Source organism: Paenisporosarcina sp. FSL H8-0542 (assembly GCF_038632915.1).
Classification (GTDB): Bacteria; Bacillota; Bacilli; order Bacillales_A; family Planococcaceae; genus Paenisporosarcina.
This window is the reverse complement of the sequence record NZ_CP152050.1, coordinates 2188688-2208184: the sequence shown is the minus strand read 5'-3', so window position 1 is coordinate 2208184 and position 19497 is coordinate 2188688. Positions and strand designations below refer to the sequence as shown.

Annotated in this window: 17 protein-coding genes; 16 read left to right on the top strand and 1 reads right to left on the bottom strand. The window is 39.7% G+C overall.

What is annotated here, in order from left to right:
• Window positions 1-270: 270 nt before the first annotated feature.
• The 13 genes from MHH33_RS11440 (at window position 271) to MHH33_RS11380 (ending at window position 15373) form a co-directional block, all read left to right on the top strand.
• Entirely contained in the window at window positions 271-822 is a 552-nt protein-coding gene (locus MHH33_RS11440) for a DUF402 domain-containing protein (protein ID WP_036659390.1), read from the top strand.
• Window positions 823-1691: 869 nt separating this feature from the next.
• Window positions 1692-1961, top strand: a complete 270-nt coding sequence (locus tag MHH33_RS11435; RefSeq protein WP_016427589.1) for a YlmC/YmxH family sporulation protein — start codon at window positions 1692-1694, stop codon at window positions 1959-1961.
• A complete protein-coding gene (locus MHH33_RS11430; RefSeq protein ID WP_016427588.1) occupies window positions 1958-2758 on the top strand; it encodes a hypothetical protein in 801 nt (266 codons plus the stop codon). Before MHH33_RS11435 ends, MHH33_RS11430 begins: the two co-directional genes overlap by 4 nt.
• Before the next feature lie 11 nt (window positions 2759-2769).
• A complete protein-coding gene (locus MHH33_RS11425; protein WP_342541804.1) occupies window positions 2770-3363 on the top strand; it encodes a dipicolinate synthase subunit B in 594 nt (197 codons plus the stop codon).
• Between the two features lie 78 nt (window positions 3364-3441).
• Entirely contained in the window at window positions 3442-4482 is a 1041-nt protein-coding gene (locus tag MHH33_RS11420) for an aspartate-semialdehyde dehydrogenase (protein WP_342541803.1), read from the top strand.
• Window positions 4483-4496: 14 nt separating this feature from the next.
• Window positions 4497-5390, top strand: a complete 894-nt coding sequence (gene dapA, locus MHH33_RS11415; RefSeq protein ID WP_342541802.1) for a 4-hydroxy-tetrahydrodipicolinate synthase — start codon at window positions 4497-4499, stop codon at window positions 5388-5390.
• Between the two features lie 111 nt (window positions 5391-5501).
• A complete protein-coding gene (locus MHH33_RS11410; RefSeq protein ID WP_016427584.1) occupies window positions 5502-7169 on the top strand; it encodes a ribonuclease J in 1668 nt (555 codons plus the stop codon).
• A gap of 232 nt (window positions 7170-7401) precedes the next feature.
• Window positions 7402-9645: a DNA translocase FtsK gene (locus MHH33_RS11405; RefSeq protein WP_342543767.1), complete on the top strand. Its 2244-nt coding sequence runs from the start codon at window positions 7402-7404 to the stop codon at window positions 9643-9645.
• A 167-nt stretch (window positions 9646-9812) separates the two neighbouring features.
• Window positions 9813-10541 carry a GntR family transcriptional regulator gene (locus MHH33_RS11400; protein ID WP_016427582.1) on the top strand — a complete coding sequence of 243 codons (729 nt, stop codon included), beginning with the start codon at window positions 9813-9815 and terminating at the stop codon, window positions 10539-10541.
• Between the two features lie 51 nt (window positions 10542-10592).
• Complete coding sequence (locus tag MHH33_RS11395; protein ID WP_016427581.1) at window positions 10593-11660, top strand: BMP family protein; 1068 nt, start codon at window positions 10593-10595, stop codon at window positions 11658-11660.
• Between the two features lie 156 nt (window positions 11661-11816).
• Window positions 11817-13373: an ABC transporter ATP-binding protein gene (locus MHH33_RS11390; RefSeq protein ID WP_016427580.1), complete on the top strand. Its 1557-nt coding sequence runs from the start codon at window positions 11817-11819 to the stop codon at window positions 13371-13373.
• Entirely contained in the window at window positions 13366-14412 is a 1047-nt protein-coding gene (locus MHH33_RS11385; RefSeq protein ID WP_016427579.1) for an ABC transporter permease, read from the top strand. Before MHH33_RS11390 ends, MHH33_RS11385 begins: the two co-directional genes overlap by 8 nt.
• Before the next feature lies 1 nt (window position 14413).
• Entirely contained in the window at window positions 14414-15373 is a 960-nt protein-coding gene (locus tag MHH33_RS11380) for an ABC transporter permease (protein ID WP_016427578.1), read from the top strand.
• Between the two features lie 73 nt (window positions 15374-15446).
• On the opposite strand, the gene MHH33_RS11375 is transcribed toward MHH33_RS11380, so the two are convergent.
• On the bottom strand, window positions 15447-15896 hold the full coding sequence (locus tag MHH33_RS11375) for a PH domain-containing protein (RefSeq protein WP_016427577.1): 450 nt from the start codon (window positions 15894-15896) through the stop codon (window positions 15447-15449).
• Between the two features lie 260 nt (window positions 15897-16156).
• On the opposite strand from MHH33_RS11375, the gene MHH33_RS11370 reads away from it, so the two are divergent.
• The 3 genes from MHH33_RS11370 to MHH33_RS11360 are packed head-to-tail and all read left to right on the top strand — an operon-like array spanning window position 16157 to window position 19459.
• Window positions 16157-17449 (top strand): pitrilysin family protein, encoded by a 1293-nt coding sequence (locus MHH33_RS11370; protein ID WP_036659389.1) that lies wholly within the window; start codon window positions 16157-16159, stop codon window positions 17447-17449.
• Window positions 17430-18734 (top strand): pitrilysin family protein, encoded by a 1305-nt coding sequence (locus MHH33_RS11365; RefSeq protein WP_016427575.1) that lies wholly within the window; start codon window positions 17430-17432, stop codon window positions 18732-18734. Before MHH33_RS11370 ends, MHH33_RS11365 begins: the two co-directional genes overlap by 20 nt.
• Complete coding sequence (locus tag MHH33_RS11360; protein ID WP_342541800.1) at window positions 18731-19459, top strand: SDR family oxidoreductase; 729 nt, start codon at window positions 18731-18733, stop codon at window positions 19457-19459. The genes MHH33_RS11365 and MHH33_RS11360 overlap by 4 nt, the downstream gene beginning before the upstream one ends.
• Window positions 19460-19497 lie beyond the last annotated feature (38 nt).

Below are 19497 nucleotides of genomic sequence, written 5' to 3'. Positions count from 1 at the left end.
TAGACCCAATCAACCTTTGGTCCTAATCTTTCCTGCAGACTAACTCCCGAGCCGCTTCGAGCTTAAGCTCTCCAGGGTCTCGAAAGTCAGTTTTTCGGCGGGAGTGTCACAATTCCCTTTAGAGATGCTGATACAATTGACTGATTGCCAATCATTGAAACTTATCATTCATTAAGTACGTATCCATATTTACACTACCTTCTTAAATTACTAAAACCAGTTAGTTTAACAAGGAATATGAGAGTGTATTTTCTTTTAGGGGTTGAGAACTTGTTAAAAAGGAAATATGGTGACCGTTCAGGATGGAAGAGAGTAACAAAAAGAGAATATATACAATCTTTTCTTGATACCGAAGAGTTTCAAGGATATGTTACTTTACTAAAAGTTCATCGTGTTTCAGAGCCGTTATTTGTTAAATACGGTGAAAGAAATGTTTGTATTGTTAATGACGGTTATAGTTGGCTACAACATTTCCCAAGTGGAAAAAGCCATTCATTAACAACGATGTTCGATTCTAAAGGCGAGGTTGTTCAGTGGTATATTGATATCTGTCAAAGCAATGGTTGTGAAAATGATATACCTTGGTTGGACGACTTATTTCTAGATATTGTTGTACTACCATCAGGAGAAATTATTCAGTTAGATGCTGATGAACTCGAAGATGCGTTAGCTGTCGGAATAATTGATAACACTTTATACAATAGTGCATGTTACGAAGCAGATAGAATTAATAATTTGATTAAGTCCAATAAATTTGTGTTGATGACCCTGGCAAAAGAACATAGAGCATTACTTCTTGAGAAAAGTAGCAAACCAGTTTGACTTAAAAAACTAAGGGTGCGTATCAAAAAACTGACATTAAAATTTAGGCTCTATTTAAGACTGAAATATCAACAATTGTTGAGGGGTGGACGAAGTGACTTAGTCACAGTCCACCCCTCTTTGTCCTTAACACCTTCCACGGTAGAAGTTGGTTTAACATGACCTTCTTCACATTTCGTGATGTCTAGCTCCGAAGGCCAGACCGCACCTCCGTTTCACTCCCTCATTCGAAAACAAGTTTTCGATTCGCTAGTTTCAAAGTCGGAGTCGGTCTAAATAGGCCATCTTCACATTTCGTGATGTTTAGCTCCAAGCGCCAGCTCTCACCTCCGCTTGGGTCCACAGGATGTGGGTCATGAAGGCGTAGCGACACGATGTCGCGCTTTCGCCTTCCTTCCTAAACCTCATTCGGAAACGGATTTCCGATTCGATTGCTCCTGCGGTTACTCGTCGCAAAGGAAACCTTGCTTCCACCGTCGGAGTCGAGCTAAAGTAGCGCTTGGGTCCACAGGATGTGGATCATGAAGGCGTTCCGACACGATGTCGGGAATTTAGCCTTCGTACTTATTCTTGATGTCTAGTTCCGAAGGCCAGACCGCACCTAAGCTTCAGGCCCTCTTTCGAAAGCAAGCTTTCGAATCGGCCCTTCCAGCGCCGGCGTCGGTCTAAATTGGCCATCTTCACATTTCGTGATGTCTAGCTCCAAGCGCCAGCTCGCACCTCCGCTTCAGAACCTCATTCGGAAACGGGTTTCCGATTCGTTTCTTCCACCGTCGGAGTCGAGCTAAAGTAGCGCTTTCTGCTTTTCGTGTGAACATGTGGTCTTTTTTTGCATATATTTAAGGAGATGAACATGGAGGAGGAGTCATATGTTGCTATCAGAATTGGCGGTAAAAGAATTAATCCAAGTTGAAGACGGCAAACGATTTGGATTGCTTGCTGATACTGAATTACTATTTGAGCCAACGAGTGGAAAAATCATTGGATTTCTCGTATTAAAAGAACAAGGCAATCGGCCCTTTAAATCGAAATCAACCAGTCAAAATGTCTACATTGCTTGGGAAGATATCGTCCTTATCGGTGAACATCGGATACTCTTCACTAAGACGTCTCATCTACATGCGGATCAATCCATATGACGAACCGAAAATGGTGTGTCATAGGTACGGATCCTCGCATGGAAAAGCTTGCTACTTTGTTGAAAAACATTGACGAGCAAGTATTATATATCCCATCCAAAGCATGGAGTTATCAAGTGGAACGGGATTTGTTGTCTTTTCAACCAGAAATCATGGTCTTACCTATTCAGCCACTTGAAATTGTAACCGATACAATTGGAATGGAATTTTTTCAAAATGTAAAAAAATGTTTCATCGGAAAATTATCTCCAGAGTGGACACGCTTTTTTGAAGCAAGTGAACTGAATACAGTAGCCTACCTTGAAGATGAACAATTTATTTGGTTGAATGCAAAGTTAACGGCAGAAGGATTTATTGCTGCCTATTATCTAGAAGAACATGAAACCGTTGCAGGCAAACAATTTATGATATCCGGTTTCGGGCGAGTAGCAAAATTGCTGGCGACACAGCTTAAACGGATGGATGCACATCCACTGATAGTCGTACGCTCACCAGTCCAATTGGCTGAAGCTCAGGCGATGGGCTACGAAGTGAAAAAATTAGAAAAAGGAATTTCGTGTGATCAGGCAATATTCATCAACACAATTCCTGCGAAATGGTTAACAGAAGATTATCAATCGTTACTAAAAACCAGCAAACGGTTTTATGATATTGCTTCCGCTCCTGGCTGCTTAGAATTGGAGGGCGATTATGCTGAATGCTATCGCCTCTGTACTTCTTTGCCAGGGCAATTTTTGAAAGAAGATGCATCAAAAATATTGTTTAAATGTTTGACAGAATCAGCTAAAGATATCTAAGGAGGAACGGTGTGCTAACAGGTAAACGAATAGGGTTCGGTATAACAGCATCACATTGTACGTATGAAGAAGTAGTTCCGAAAATCACTATTTTGAGAGAACAGGGTGCAGTGGTTGTACCAGTCGTTTCACATTCCGTGCTAGTAGCTGCCACTCGCTTTGGCACAGGGGATGAATGGGTAAGAAAAATAGAGGATGCTGCTGGGGCAAAAGTAATTTCCACTATTGCCGATGCAGAACCACTCGGACCAAAAGCGCCACTTGATTGCATGGTCATTGCACCAATAACGGGCAATTCAATCAGTCGCTTAGCTAATGCAATAACGGATTCACCTGTTTTGATGGCTGCCAAAGCAACCATGCGAATCGGTCGACCTGTCGTCCTTGGCATTTCAACTAATGATGCACTTGGATTAAATGGCGTAAACGTCATGAGATTAATAAATGCCAAACACATTTACTTCATTCCATTCGGTCAGGATGATCCATATAATAAACCAAACTCCCTCATCTCCGACTTCAATCAGATTCTACCAACGATTGTCAAAGCTCTAGAACATCAACAACTTCAACCCTTATTAATCCAACACGGGCAATCGGATTAATTTTCATGCACAATCACGCAAGTTTATGATACAATACCGTCATTATGACCAATTAGTTGGCTAGAGGGAGTGAGTGTCATGGCTAAAAGCTACACAGTAGCTGTTGTCGGTGCAACCGGTGCAGTTGGAGAGAAAATGATGGAACAACTCGTAAAACGAAATTTTCCGATTCAACATATAAAGTTCCTGGCTTCAAAACGTTCAGCCGGAAAAAACATTGAATTCAAAGGGAAATCTTATACGATTGAAGAAGCGACACCTGAGGCGTTTGAGGGTGTTGATATTGCATTATTCAGCGCAGGAGGATCAGTTTCGAAAGTCCTTGCGCCAGAAGCGGCTAAACGTGGGGCAGTCGTTATCGACAACACAAGTGCATTCCGAATGGATAAAGATATTCCACTCGTCGTGCCTGAAGTAAATCGTCAAGATCTTAAATTGCACAATGGCATCATAGCCAACCCAAACTGTTCGACGATTCAAATGGTTTGTGCATTGCAACCAATTAAAGAAGCGTTTGGTTTGAATAATGTGATCGTCTCCACGTATCAAGCAGTTTCAGGTGCTGGAGCTGTTGCAATTAATGAGCTCGAAGCCCAAAGTGCTACATTTGGGGAAACTAAAAATGCAGTGGCTCAAGTATTGCCAGTTAAAAGTGCTGAGACACATTATCCAATCGCGTTCAATGCTATTCCTCAAATTGATACATTTGATGATAATGGCTTTACGCTGGAAGAAATGAAAATGATTAATGAAACGAAGAAAATCATGCATGCTCCGGATTTATCAGTTGCAGCTACATGTGTACGATTGCCGGTTGTATCTGGCCACTCTGAGTCTGTCTTTATTGAAGTCGATAAAGAGGGCGTAAGCGTTGCTGAAATAAGGTCCATTTTAGAAGCGGCAAAAGGGATTGAAGTACTTGATAATCCTGCGAAACAACAATACCCTATGCCTTTGTTTGCAGAAGGTCAAGATGCAGTTTTTGTTGGTCGCATACGAAAAGATCTGTCAAATGACAAAGGGTTCCACATGTGGATTGTTGCAGATAATTTATTAAAAGGTGCAGCATTGAACTCAATCCAAATAGCTGAAGCAATGATTGAAGACGGAATTATTTAAAAGGGGAGATTCTAATGAATATCGGTCGCGTATCTACTGCGATGGTCACACCATTCTTACCAGATGGCTCCATACATTTTGAAATGGTCGCAAAACTTATCGAACATTTAATCGCAACTGGCACAGACTCGATTGTGGTCTGTGGAACAACGGGAGAATCTCCTACATTAACGAATCAAGAAAAAGCAGACTTAATCCGTTTTACTGTAGAATCAGTTAACAAACGAATCCCAGTCTATGCAGGTACTGGTAGCAATAGCACGAGAGCATCAATCGAACTGACCAAAATAGCTGAAGAAGCTGGAGTGGATGGCATTATGCTCGTTACTCCGTATTACAATAAGCCGGATCAACGAGGGATGTATGAGCATTTTAAAACGATCGCGAATGAAACGAAATTGCCTGTACTTCTTTATAATATACCGGGTCGTTCAGTAGTTAATATGTTGCCAGAGACGGTTCTGGCATTAAGTAAGATTTCAAACATCCAAGCAATCAAAGAGGCTGGCGGGAATTTGGAGCAAATGTCTGATATTATTTCAGAATGCCAGGCAGATTTCGCAGTTTATAGTGGGGATGATGGATTAACATTGCCATTGCTTTCAATCGGAGGTGCAGGTGTAGTGTCTGTAGCTTCTCATATTGTAGGCGAAGATATGCAAAAGTTAATTCGTGCTTTTGAAGAAGGTAGACACACTGATGCAGCGGAAATACACCATGCGATGTTACCACTCATTCGTGCACTCTTTGCAAAACCGAATCCCGTGCCAGTGAAATATGCATTATCTAAACTGGGTTTAGATGTTGGATCAGTTCGACTTCCGCTTGTTGATATGACGAGTGATGAGAAGCAAGATTTCGATCAAGCTTGGGCGAAATATGAGGCAAAAAGAAAAAGTTTTAAATAAATTTTGAAAGGTCAGTGTTCAGCTGACCTTTTTTTGTTTGTACTGTTGTCATACGTCCCGTATAATGATTACTAGTGGATGTTGATCGGGTAATTTTTAGGAGGAAAGCAAGTGACTAAAACAATAAATGAAACCATCCGTATTATCCCCCTCGGTGGAGTTGGGGAAATCGGAAAAGCAATGTACGTAGTAGAAATAGATGAAGAAATCTTTGTCGTAGACAGTGGACTCATGTTCCCTGAAGACGAAATGCTTGGAATTGATATTGTCATTCCGGACGTAACATACTTAGAAGAAAATAAAGCGCGCGTAAAAGGAATCTTTTTAACACACGGGCATGAAGATGCAATCGGCTCAATTTCGTATTTGTTAAACAAGATCCATGCACCAGTCTACGGTTCTCGTTTGACGATTGCCTTAGCAAAAGAGCATCTGAAAGAATTGCCGGCTGCACAGCCTGTAAAATTCTTTGAAGTGACTAACAAAAGCCGCATGAACTTCAAATCGACTCATGTTACATTTTTCCATACAACACATAGTATTCCCGATTCTTTAGGGATTGTCTTCCATACATCTGAGGGCGCGATTGTGCATACGGGAGAATTTAAATTCGACCAATCTGCTAAAGGGAGTTACCGTCCAGACATCGCTAAAATGGCTGGTCTTGGTGAAGAAGGGGTATTTATTTTAATGTCTGATTCTACTGAAGCGGAGCGACCTGGATACACAACTCCTGAATCAGTGATTGAAGAACAACTTTCGGAAACTTTCCACGGTGCAAAAGGCCGTATTCTAGTTTCCTTGTATTCTTCTAACTTCATTCGTATCCAACAAGTGTTTGACACAGCAATTGAGTCAAAACGCAAAGTAGCGGTTGTAGGTAAAACATTGGAAAACGTCTTTGATGTTGGAAAACGTCTCGAATACTTGAAAATTGATGAAGAAACATTAATTTCAATCAAAGAAATCGGCAATTATGCAGATGATGAAGTAGTTATTATCGTTTCGGGTAACCAAGGGGAACCCCTTGAAGCGCTTGAAAAAATGGTTAGAAAACATCATAAAGATGTGAAAATCAAAGATACAGACACAGTGTTAATTACATTCACTCCGTCACCAGGTATGGAAGTTGCGATGTTTAAAACAATGAATCACTTAGCAAAAACTGGTGCAAAAGTTTTAACCGCCAGTAAAAAAGTGCATGTTTCCGGACATGGCAGCCAAGAAGATTTAAAAATGATGCTGAACTTGATGAAACCTAAATTCTTTATCCCGATTCAAGGTGAATACCGCATGTTGATGGCTCACTCAAAACTTGCCCAGGCTACTGGTTTGGCCAAGTCACAAATCTTTATTGCAGATAAAGGGGATATTGTCGAATATAAAGCTGGTAAAATGCGTATGAGCGGCCGCGTTCAGGCAGGTAACGTGTTAATCGATGGTATTGGTATAGGAGACGTTGGGAACATTGTTCTACGTGACCGAAAACTTCTGTCACAAGACGGTATCTTTATCGTAGTCGTTACCTTAAACCGCGCACAAAAGAAAATTGCATCTGGTCCAGAAATCTTATCCCGTGGATTTGTCTACGTGCGTGAGTCTGAACAGCTTATGGATGAATCAGCTGAGTTAGTGAAGAAAATCGTTGAGAAATATGTCAGCAAAGAAACGTTCGAATGGACAAACATAAAACAAGAAATACGTGATACCTTAAATTCGTACTTATACCAAAAAACGAAAAGACGTCCGATGATCATCCCGATTATTATGGAATATTAAGGTGAAAAAACGGAAGGATTTCCTCGCTATTTGTAGCGGCAGGAAATCCTTTTTCTTTCACATAAAGATGAAAGCACTAAAGACGACCGAGCTTTGAACAGTGGAGTAGTCTTCATATGTATATCGCTTTAAATGCTTTTCACTAATTAACTAACCAAAGAAGGTGATCGAAGTGACAAGAAGAAAGAAAAAGGTTGTTAAAAAGAAAAAGCCCACTTCTATACATCCACTCATGTATGAAATTGCTGGCTTACTGATAATCGGACTCGGCATCATTACTTTTTTTGAATTAGGAGCTGTTGGCTTCATTTTTTCGTCAATCGCCAGGTTTCTCTTTGGAAATTGGCATTTTGCAGTCCCATTATTATGTATTGTCATTGCACTCATGATGATGATTAATCGAGCCGTACCAGGAATGAGAAATCGAATTGTTTTAGGACTATTCAGTATCTTAGGCAGCTTGACACTTTTCAGCCACTTAGCATTATTTGAACAATTGTTTCAAGGTGGCGCACTTATAAGCGATTCTGTTCTTCGTGAAACATGGCGAATATTGATTGAAAGCGAAGGAATTGTTAACCGTGACCAATCGTTGGGGGGCGGGATATTGGGGGCATTTCTTTTTGCCACATTCCATGTCCTGTTTGATTCTGGCGGGGCGACTATTGCCGCATGGCTGCTAGTTATGATTGGCTTTATTCTGCTGTCTGGTAAAGCACTCGTTCCTTATTTAGCCAGCCAGGCACCGATTTGGAAAAAGAATTGGTCGGCCATGATGACACAAAAGAGAAAAACAAAAGCTGCTGCTCCAAAAGTGCAACGAAGAAGTGACAAACGGAAAAAATCCGAGAGTTCGCCTCCAGTTGCACAAGATCTAGAAGTCGCTACAACCCTCAGAGAACCTGAACCCGTTCATACTTCGCCAATTATATCTGCCTTTTCCGAACGTGCAGAGAAAGTTGTTGAAATAAAGCCGGAGCCAGAAATAGAGAAAAATGAAGAATTAAATGAAAAAGTATTCGATTCCGTATCAGAAGCAGTGATGGAAAATAAAGATTACCAACTTCCTGCTGCTTCTCTTTTAAATGCACCACCACATAGTGATCAAAGCGGTGAATATTCAATCATTCAAGCCAATGCAAAAAAACTGGAGAAGACGTTTAACAGCTTTGGTGTCAAAGCTCGTGTGACGCAAGTGCATTTAGGTCCTGCAGTTACAAAATATGAAGTTTTGCCTGACACTGGTGTGAAAGTAAGTAAGATTGTCAGTCTCAGTGATGACCTGGCATTAGCTCTTGCAGCTCGGGATATCCGAATTGAGGCCCCGATTCCTGGGAAATCCGCAATCGGAATAGAAGTACCGAATCAGGAAGTAGCCATCGTAAGTTTACGTGAAGTGCTGGAAGCAAAAGAAAACAATAAACCAGATGCGAAATTGATGATCGGACTTGGTCGTGATATTACCGGACAAGCTGTTCTTGCGGAATTAAATAAAATGCCTCATCTACTTGTTGCCGGTTCGACCGGAAGCGGGAAAAGTGTATGTATTAACGGCATTATTGTTAGTATCATTATGCGTGCGAAACCTCACGAAGTGAAAATGATGATGATTGATCCGAAAATGGTCGAGTTGAATGTTTATAACGGAATTCCTCATTTGTTGGCACCTGTCGTAACAGATCCTCGAAAAGCATCTCAGGCACTTAAAAAAGTGGTGTCAGAAATGGAACGTCGATATGATCTATTTTCTCATACAGGTACACGCAATATAGAAGGATATAACGATCACATTCGTAAGTGGAATGAAGAGAACGATGAAAAACATCCCCAGTTACCTTATATTGTTGTCATTGTCGACGAATTGGCAGATTTGATGATGGTCGCATCCAATGACGTGGAAGATTCAATTACAAGACTTGCACAAATGGCTCGGGCGGCAGGGATACATTTAATTATTGCGACGCAACGTCCAAGTGTGGATGTTATTACAGGGGTAATTAAAGCGAATATTCCTTCACGAATTGCGTTTGCTGTTTCTTCTTCCATTGATTCCCGTACGATTTTGGATATGGGGGGAGCAGAGAAACTACTTGGCCGTGGAGATATGTTATTTTTAGCAGCCGGTGCATCGAAACCAGTCCGCGTACAGGGAGCTTTCTTATCGGATCAGGAAGTAGAAAAAGTAGTTGATTTTGCAATTGCTCAGCAAAAAGCACAATATCAAGAAGAAATGATTCCAACCGAAATTGAAGAAGTATCAGTGGATGAACAGACGGATGATTTATATGATGAAGCTGTGCAACTCGTTACGGATATGCAAACAGCATCGGTTTCTTTATTGCAACGAAGATTCCGAGTCGGCTATTCAAGAGCGGCACGAATTATCGATCAGATGGAAATGCGCGGAGTGATTGGACCTTATGAAGGTAGCAAGCCAAGACAAGTTCTTCAATCCAAGCAAGATGACATAACATAAGATCTTTTATATGACAAAAGCATTACAAAAAAATTAAGTTTTTTACGAAACTTTTCGTAAATACCCAAAAATCTATTTATTTACACAAATAAAAGTGGTATAGTATGTCTGATTAGTAGGAAAGTTTTACATCAGATGTCTGATCTCTGCTGTTGGTGGTGATATGTATGTCAATAAAAACAGATCATCGTCATTTGTATCTTCAAGTGATCGATCGTCTTAAAGACGATATTGCAAACGGTGTATTCGAAGAGAAGGAAAAATTGCCTTCAGAATTTGAACTGGCCAAATCACTTGGAATCAGTCGTGCGACACTTCGTGAAGCACTTAGACTGTTGGAAGAAGAAAATGTTATCGTAAGACGTCATGGTGTAGGTACATTTGTTAATTCGAAACCAGTTTTCACTTCTGGTATCGAACATTTAACAAGTATCTCCTCTATGATACGGAAAGTGGGCATGGAACCAGGTACTATTTATTTGAGTTCTATGGAAGCGCTTCCGTCTGAAGATGATATAAAACGCTTTCATTGCGAAATTGACGAATCAGTCATTACAATTGAACGTGTAAGGACAGCAAATGGTGAACCAGTTGTGTATTGTGTGGACAAAGTTCCCGCAAAGTATTTGCCTTCTGATTTTTTAAGTAGGCAAGAAGGATCGATTTTCACAGCAATTGAAGAATCCGGGGAAATCCGGGTAACTTATGCTGTTACTTTTATCGACCCAACAGGCTACCACGAAGTGGCATCTCCGATTTTAGAGTGTGAACCTGAAACGGCGTTACTAGTTCTGAAGCAATTACATTATAATGACAAAGATCAAGTAGTATTATATTCAAAAAACTATTTTAGAGCTGACAAATTCAGTTTCCATGTAGTCCGTAAAAGGGTGTAAAACATCAAACTTCCTGCTAATAAGAAAAAACATTTTTTGGGGGGTCTCAAATTGACAAAGCGTAAATTTGGTTTAGCTTTATCGATGGTATTAGCTGCTAGTACAATTCTAGGAGCATGTGGTACTGACAAAGATAAGAATGAAGGTAACGGTTCTGCTGGAGAAAAAGAAGCAATTGATTTCTCAGTAGCAATGGTAACTGACGTTGGTGGAGTAGACGATAAATCATTCAACCAATCTGCTTGGGAAGGTTTAGAAGCATTTGGTGCAGACAATGGTCTTGAAAAAGGCGATGGTGGAATTGATTACTTACAATCACAATCGGACGCTGACTACAACACAAACTTAAATCTCTTAGTACGTCGTAACTTTGATTTAGTATTCGGAATTGGTTTCTTAATGGAGAAATCAGTAAATGAAATCGCAACTCAAAAACCTGATAATCATCTTGCTATTATTGATGCAGTAGTAGATCAACCAAATGTTGCTTCAGTATTATTCAAAGAGCAAGAAGGTTCTTACCTTGCAGGTGTTGCTGCAGCATTAATGACTAAATCGAAAAAAATCGGTTTCGTTGGTGGTATGGATATCCCTGTAATCGAACGTTTTGAAGCTGGATTCCTTGAAGGCGTAAAAGCTGTCGATCCAAGCATCGAAGTTGATGTTCAGTACACAGGTGCATTTGACAAAGCTGAACTTGGTAAAACAACTGCTAACCGCATGTATTCTTCAGGCGTAGATATTATTTTCCACGCTGCAGGTGGTACTGGTAACGGTGTATTCGCGGAAGCTAAAGAATTGAAAACTAAAGATCCAGATGCTTACGTTTGGGTAATTGGTGTTGACTCTGACCAATATGACGAAGGTGCTGTTGGCGACGATAACATAACATTAACTTCAATGTTAAAACGCGTTGACGTAGCTGTACAAAACATTTCTAAATTGGCTGCAGAAGATAAATTCCCAGGTGGCGAAACAACAGTTTACGGTTTAGCTGAAGATGGCGTTGGCTTAGCGGATTCTCGTGGAGCAATTCCAGATGATGTTTTAGCTCAAATCGATGAGTATGCTAAGAAAATCGCTGATGGCGAAGTAACAGTTCCTGAAACTGTAGAGTAATTTAACACTTGAATAAGTCATCATAAAGACCGGATTTCCGGTCTTTATGATGTTTTTATTGCCCTTAATAAATTAATAGATGAAAGGTTTTATAGATAAAGCCTTTCCTGTGTTAATTTAATTTTCATTTAAAAAGTGCCTAAGGGAGTGAATATATTGGAACACGTTATTGAAATGCTGAATATCCGAAAAGAGTTCGGAAATTTCGTTGCAAATGACAACATTACCCTTCAACTTAAACAAGGCGAAATTCATGCCCTTCTCGGTGAGAATGGTGCAGGGAAATCGACGTTGATGAACGTACTCTTCGGCCTTTACCAGCCAGAAGGCGGAGAAATCCGTGTTCGTGGTCAAGAAGTTAAGATTACGGATCCAAATGTTGCGAATAACCTCGGAATCGGGATGGTTCACCAACATTTCATGTTAGTTGAAGATTTTTCTGTTACAGAAAACATCATTTTAGGTAGTGAGCCAACTAAGTTTGGTATGATTTCTGTGAAAACTGCTGCTAAAAAAGTACAAGAGCTGTCTGAACTTTATGGATTAGACGTCGACCCGTATGCAAAAATTGAAGACATTTCAGTTGGTATGCAACAACGTGTTGAGATTTTGAAAACATTGTATCGTGGCGCTGAAATATTAATTTTTGATGAACCGACTGCATCTCTGACTCCACAAGAAATTACGGAATTAATTCAGATTATGCGTCGCTTAATTGAAGAAGGAAAATCTATTATCTTAATTACTCATAAATTAAAAGAGATTATGGATGTTTCGGACCGTGTGACGGTTATTCGAAAAGGGCAAGGCATCGGTACAGTGGTGACTGCTGAGACAAACCCCAATGAACTTGCTTCCTTGATGGTTGGACGTCAAGTGGAATTTAAAACAGTCAAAGGTCCTGCTAACCCTACGACAGATGTTCTGGACGTGAAAGATTTAGTGGTTACTGATTACCGGGGGATTGAAAAAGTAAGAGGCCTTAACCTAAATGTTCGTAAAGGTGAAATTGTCGGAATTGCCGGTATTGACGGAAATGGTCAATCGGAATTGATTGAAGCAATTACTGGTCTGCGTAAAGTGAAAAGCGGACAAGTTTTCATGAATGGTCAAGATATTACAGGTAAACGACCACGCAAGATTACGGAATCTGGTGTTGGTCATATTCCTCAAGATCGTCATAAACATGGTCTTGTCCTTGATTTCCCAATAGGTCATAACATTGCTTTACAAACGTATTATACAAGCCCAAATTCAAAAAATGGCTTTATGAATTATTCGACCATTTCGAAAAAAGCGAATGAAATCATTCAAAAATACGATGTGCGTACTCAGGGAGATCATGAACCTGCACGTGCATTATCAGGTGGTAATCAACAAAAAGCCATTATCGGCCGTGAAATTGATAGGGATCCGGATTTACTGATTGCCGCTCTGCCTACCCGCGGATTGGACGTCGGTGCGATTGAATTTATTCATCAGCGTTTAATCGAACAACGCGATAAAGGAAAAGCTGTCTTGTTAATTTCATTTGAATTAGATGAAGTCATGAACGTATCTGATCGTATTGCGGTCATATATGATGGGCAAATCGTGGATACTTTGGATCCTCTTCAAACAAACGAACAAGAACTTGGATTGTTAATGGCGGGTCAATCGAAAAAAGGCGCTATGACAAATCAAGTGAAAGAGGAGGGCAGCTCCCATGTCTAATCGTTTAGTTAATATTCTTGTTCCTGTCATTTCCGTTATTCTGGGATTACTTGTAGGGGCAATTGTTATGTTAGTTAGTGGATACGATCCAGTCGCTGGCTATGCAGCATTATGGAACGGAATTTTTGGTGATGTTTATACGATGGGTGAAACCGTCCGACAAATTACACCATACATTCTTGCTGGTTTAGCGGTTGCATTTGCATTCCGTACAGGACTATTTAACATTGGTGTTGAAGGACAATTAATCGTTGGCTGGTTTGCAGCGGCGTATGTAGGAGTTGCCTTTGATTTTCCAAAATACATTCACTTGCCACTTGCGTTAATTGCGGCAGCTGGAGCGGGAGCGTTATGGGGCTTCATTCCTGGACTTCTTAAAGCTCGCTTTAAAGTCCATGAAGTAATTGTCACAATCATGATGAACTATATAGCACTTCACACAACAAACGCATTAGTGAAAACGTTTTCTAATGGAGGAGACAATACGGGGGCAATTCACCCAACGGCGTCACTTCGTTCAGAATTCCTTGAAAACATGACAGATTTCTCACGTCTTCATTACGGAATTCTAATAGCACTTGCCATGGTTTTAGTAATGTGGTTAATTTTAGAGAAAACAACTCGCGGATTTGAATTGAAAGCAGTTGGTTTAAACCAAAATGCTTCAGAATATGCGGGAATGAACGTCAATAAAAATATCATTCTAGCAATGGTCATTTCTGGTGCCTTTGCTGGTCTAGGTGGAGCGATGGAAGCATTGGGTACGTTTGAATATGCTTCTGTTAAAGGCGGCTTTACAGGTATTGGTTTTGATGGTATTGCGGTTGCACTACTTGGTGCTAACACGCCACTTGGTGTTATTTTCGGGGCAGCATTATTTGGTTCATTAAAATATGGAGCTTTAAATATGCCAAATGAAGCGGGTATTCCTACCGAAATCGTATCTATTGTCATTGCGATTATCATTTTCTTCGTAGCTTCAGGCTACGTCATTCGATTATTTGTTGAACGCTTCAGCAAGAAAAAGGAGGCGAAGTAACATGAGTTTCTTGGAAGTATTATATTTTCTAATCCCTGCAGCCATTGCTTATGCAGCGCCTCTAATTTTAACCGCTATCGGTGGGGTTTTCTCTGAGCGTTCTGGTGTAGTAAACATTGGATTGGAAGGACTCATGGTCATGGGTGCTTTCATTGGTATTCTATTTAACTTATCTTTCGTTCATATATTTGGACAAGGTACAGAGTGGATGGCTCTTCTTGCTGCTATGGTTGTCGCTTCATTATTTTCATTACTGCATGCCGTGGCTTCTGTATCATTCCGTGCGGATCAAGTCGTTTCTGGTGTAGCAATTAACTTATTGGCAGTGGCGCTTTGTTTGTTCCTAGTAAAAATGATTTACGGAAAAGGACAAACAGACTTTGTTCAAGAACGATTCTTGCGTGACGATATTCCGTTCTTAAAAGATATTCCAATTTTAGGCCCGATGTTTTTCCAGAACGTCTATTGGACTTCTGTTTTAGCAATTGGGATTGCTATTCTAGCATGGGTTGTCCTGTATTACACTCCATTCGGTCTGCGTCTTCGTGCTGTAGGCGAACATCCAATGGCCGCTGATACAATGGGAATAAATGTAACACGTATGCGTTATATTGCTGTCATGATTTCAGGTGGTTTAGCCGGTATCGGTGGCGCGATTTATTCACAGTCGATTTCATTGGACTTCAGTCATTCAACAATCAATGGACAAGGATTTATGGCACTTGCTGCAATGATCTTTGGTAAGTGGCATCCCCTGGGTGCGATGGGGGCAGCTTTGTTCTTTGGGTTTGCTCAAGCGTTAAGTATTGTCGGTGGATCATTGCCGATAATCAGCGAAATTCCAAGTGTTTTCTTACTGATTTTACCTTATGTCTTAACAATCCTTGCCTTAGCAGGATTCATTGGTAAAGCAAATGCACCAAAGGCTATAGGAACACCTTATATAAAAGGGAAACGATAAAATCGATCTTAAAAGGACCGGGCATTTTGCCTGGTCCTTTCATTTTTTGTTTACACATTTAGTTAATGGTAATTTACTGAGTTGTTTTATCAATTTGTACATTTGGCGCACGTTTCTCTAATTCGAAAATGAAAAGGTCAATGTCTTTAGGTGAAATCTTCACACTTCCTAAAGTTGCTGATTTATAAAATAATTCAATACCTTGTTTTGATGATAACAAGCGGTAACCAGTAAAGATTTCAGTTGTGGGAGAAATCCTTGTTATATCTTCATATGGGATTCGACTTTTAAATAACCCACCTTTTACAAACAAGTGGTCATTATATAGGACGTATTTAATAGAAAAAGCAGACCACAATAGTACCCCAATTGATAACACACATAAGGAAAGTACAGTAATGGTATCAATACTCGTTCTATCATAATCTAAAAGCAGAGGAAACAAAAATACGCCAAGGATAATAAATACTGTGATTGATATGATTCCAACGAAAAATTTATCTATTTTTGAACTAAACTCCAAAAAATATCACCTCCTAATTTAACTACGAATAGCTAATAGGAAAGTTTCACTGGATTTACATTTTTTTCAATGAACAATTCTTTTGTTCACCGGTGATTAAGATTCAGGAATTAATTGACAACAGATATTTGGATCCCTAGCAAGAGGTATTTATGGGACGTAAGACTTATATTTTTTCACGAGCTATTTGCAATCATTTACCAGCACAATGTATAGTGAAAGATATGGTATGGCATATTAATGAAATAGGAGGGATTTCGATGTTTCAAACAATCGAGTTACAACCAGGCATCCATCTACATATTAGGCCTACAGATCAATTTAAAACTGTAAACTTTTCATTTAAATTCAAACAATTATTGACTAATCAATCTGCTTCAGAACGTTCAGTACTTTCAAATGTATTGTTGCATAGTAATGAGCTTTTCCCATCCAATTCAGCTTTCCGGAGCCATTTAGATGAGCTTTACGGGACGATTATGTATTTAGACTCAAGCAAAAAGGGGAGTGATCATTCTGTCACTTTGCTTGCTGAGTCTGTCAATGATCAATATTTGTCTACTGGTGGAGTGTTGGATCAAGTAATTAATCTTATGCAAACGGTTCTTTTCAGCCCAAATCTGGAGCAGGGAACATTCAAAGAATCGATTGTAAAACGTGAAAAAGATACAGTCATTCAACGTATTGAGTCAATATACGATGATAAAACCCGATATGCACAACAGCGACTGGTTGAATTAATGCGACCAAATAACCCAGCTTCTATTGGTGCAAACGGGACCATCAAAGATGTTAATGCGATTACCAAGGAATCCTTATTTAAAGCCTACAAGAAAATGCTAGAAGAAGATGAGTTGGATATTTATGTTGTGGGTGACGTGGATGTAGAAGAAATGACTGCCAAGCTGAAACAAGCATTTCCTTTCAAAGCACGATCGAAAAAGCAAAAAAATGTTCATGAAAATATTGAGCATAAAACCGCTGAGAAAAATAAAGTTAACGAACAACAAGAAATGAAGCAAGGGAAATTGCATATTGGGTACAATACACCCGTTACGTTTACGCATCCTGATTTTCCAAAAATGCAAATTACGAATGGCATTTTCGGTGGATATCCTCATGCGAAGTTGTTCCTGAACGTTCGTGAAAAAGAAAGCATGGCTTATTATGTGTCAAGTTCATTCTCTTCAGCATATGGATTAGTATTTGTTCTTGCTGGAATTGATGCGAGTAAACAAGAAAAAGCAGTGCGTTTAATTGATGAACAATTGGAGGCAATGAAAAATGGGGAGATTTCAAAAAATGAAATCGATCAAACTGTTGCCATGTTGAAGAATCAATTAAAAGAAGCGCTTGATTCTGCTCGAGGACAAATCGAGATTTATGATCAATACAAAGACCTTGATGAAAAATTCTCAGTTGATTCATGGGTTGAAAAGTGGACATCAGTCACGAAAGAAGATATTCAGGAAATGGCAAAATCAATTAATAAAGAACTTGTTTATTTCTTGTCTGGAAAGGAGGAGCTGTCGCATGAAGGAGCTTCACTTTAAACAATTGGATGAAAAAATGTACCATGAAAAAATGAATAATGGTCTGGAAGTATATATCTTGCCTAAAAAAGGCTTCTCGAAAACATTTGTGACCTTTACAACAAAGTATGGGGCAATTGATCGTACTTTCGTGCCGTTAGGTGAGTCAGAGCAAATTACTGTCCCGGATGGAATTGCTCATTTCCTGGAACATAAAATGTTTGAAAAAGAAGACGGCGACGTATTTCAGAAATTTAGTGGATATGGGGCATCTGCCAATGCATTTACTTCCTTTACCCGTACAGCGTATTTATTTTCCTCAACGGATCACTTGTATGAAAACACGGAAACGCTCTTGAATTTTGTGCAGGAGCCTTACTTCACACAAGCAACTGTTGAAAAAGAAAAAGGGATTATCGGTCAAGAAATCACGATGTATGATGATCAACCTGACTGGCGATTGTATTTTGGCACTATTGAAAATATGTACAGAGATCATCCCGTGAAAATCGATATTGCAGGAACAATCGATTCGATTGATAAAATTACTGCTGAGCATTTATATACTTGTTATGAAACGTTCTACCATCCGTCAAATATGTTATTGTTCGTTGTTGGCGCAGTAGATCCGGAAAAAATGATGACTTATATCCGAGAAAATCAGTCTAAAAAAGAATTTGCCGAACCACAACCGATCCAACGCGCTTTTCCTGAAGAACCATTGGAAGTTGCAAAACATGAAAATAAATTGTTAATGGATGTTCAGAAACCAAAAGTATATATTGGACTAAAAGCGAAAGAAACTTCTCTGCAAGGCGATGCCATGATGAAACACGAGCTGGGAATTCAACTTGCATTGGAATTGATTTTTGGCCGATCTTCGGACTTCTATGTGGAAGCCTATGAAAAAGGCTGGATCGATGAATCGTATGCTTTTGATTTCACATTGGAAAAAGGCTATGGCTTTGCTTTGATTGGTTCTGACACTTCAATGCCGAAAGAATTAATTGAAGCAATTAAAAAAGAACTGAAAAAAGTTGAAGAGAAATGGCCATTTGGACAAAGCGATTTAGACCGTGTCCGCAAGAAAAAAATTGGATACTTCCTTCGTGCCTTAAATTCAGTGGAATTTATTGCGAACCAATTTACTCGTTACGCATTTAATGATATGGATTTATTTGATGCTGTTCCTTCTCTTGAGAAGATGACTGTTGAGGACTTGCAACAAGCTTTCAAATCCATACAAGGTGAAGAACAACAGACTGTATTTTCTGTTCTTCCGAAGAAAGAGCAATCGGCATCATGAAGAAATTTGCCTGCATTTTTGGGGCATCGGGTGAAATAGGGCAAGCCATTGCATATGACATGTCCAAACATGGCTGGAGTTTGTATTTACATTTCAATGAAAACAAACAGTCCATTGATCAATTAATATCACATTTACAGGATCTTTATCCGAACCAAGAATTTCATGTCATTCAAGGAGACCTTGCTGACAATAAAGTAATCCATTTAATTTGTACACAACTTTTTGAAGTTCAAACGATTGTCTTTGCATCTGGTCAGGCTTTGTATAAATTACTTGAAGAGACCACACCTCAAGAAATGGAAATGGTGTGGCGAACGCATGTGCAAGCACCTATGACAATCATCGGTCAGCTAGCTCCTAAATTAAGACGGCACGACCGGTCTTATATCAACTTTATCGGATCGATATGGGGAGAAACTGGAGCGGCTGGAGAAACTGTTTATTCAGCCGTCAAAGGTGCGCAGCATGCTTTCGTAAAAGCTTATGCAAAGGAATCAGGGTCGTCTGGAGTTCGAGTCAATGTCATTGCCCCAGGAATCATTGATACGAAAATGAATGAAGCATTCGATGCGGGAGAAAGAATAGCGCTAGAAGATGAGATTCCTCTTCAAACTTTCGGTAAACCGCAGGACGTAGCCAATCTTGTAACTTTTTTAACCAGTGGAAATGCGGATTATATAACGGGTCAAGTGCTCCGGGTAAATGGCGGTTGGTACATATAATTTCTTTTTTTGCACATACTGTTTGTGAAAAGGAGGAA

What these genes read in the sequence shown, in the direction of transcription:
- MHH33_RS11435 (WP_016427589.1), top strand. Translation starts at nt 1,692, where the DNA reads ATGTTGCTATCAGAATTGGCGGTAAAAGAATTAATCCAAGTTGAAGAC.
- MHH33_RS11430 (WP_016427588.1), top strand. Translation starts at nt 1,958, where the DNA reads ATGACGAACCGAAAATGGTGTGTCATAGGTACGGATCCTCGCATGGAA.
- MHH33_RS11420 (WP_342541803.1), top strand. Translation starts at nt 3,442, where the DNA reads ATGGCTAAAAGCTACACAGTAGCTGTTGTCGGTGCAACCGGTGCAGTT.
- dapA (WP_342541802.1), top strand. Translation starts at nt 4,497, where the DNA reads ATGAATATCGGTCGCGTATCTACTGCGATGGTCACACCATTCTTACCA.
- MHH33_RS11405 (WP_342543767.1), top strand. Translation starts at nt 7,402, where the DNA reads ATGTATGAAATTGCTGGCTTACTGATAATCGGACTCGGCATCATTACT.
- MHH33_RS11400 (WP_016427582.1), top strand. Translation starts at nt 9,813, where the DNA reads ATGTCAATAAAAACAGATCATCGTCATTTGTATCTTCAAGTGATCGAT.
- MHH33_RS11385 (WP_016427579.1), top strand. Translation starts at nt 13,366, where the DNA reads ATGTCTAATCGTTTAGTTAATATTCTTGTTCCTGTCATTTCCGTTATT.
- MHH33_RS11380 (WP_016427578.1), top strand. Translation starts at nt 14,414, where the DNA reads ATGAGTTTCTTGGAAGTATTATATTTTCTAATCCCTGCAGCCATTGCT.
- MHH33_RS11370 (WP_036659389.1), top strand. Translation starts at nt 16,157, where the DNA reads ATGTTTCAAACAATCGAGTTACAACCAGGCATCCATCTACATATTAGG.
- MHH33_RS11365 (WP_016427575.1), top strand. Translation starts at nt 17,430, where the DNA reads ATGAAGGAGCTTCACTTTAAACAATTGGATGAAAAAATGTACCATGAA.
- MHH33_RS11360 (WP_342541800.1), top strand. Translation starts at nt 18,731, where the DNA reads ATGAAGAAATTTGCCTGCATTTTTGGGGCATCGGGTGAAATAGGGCAA.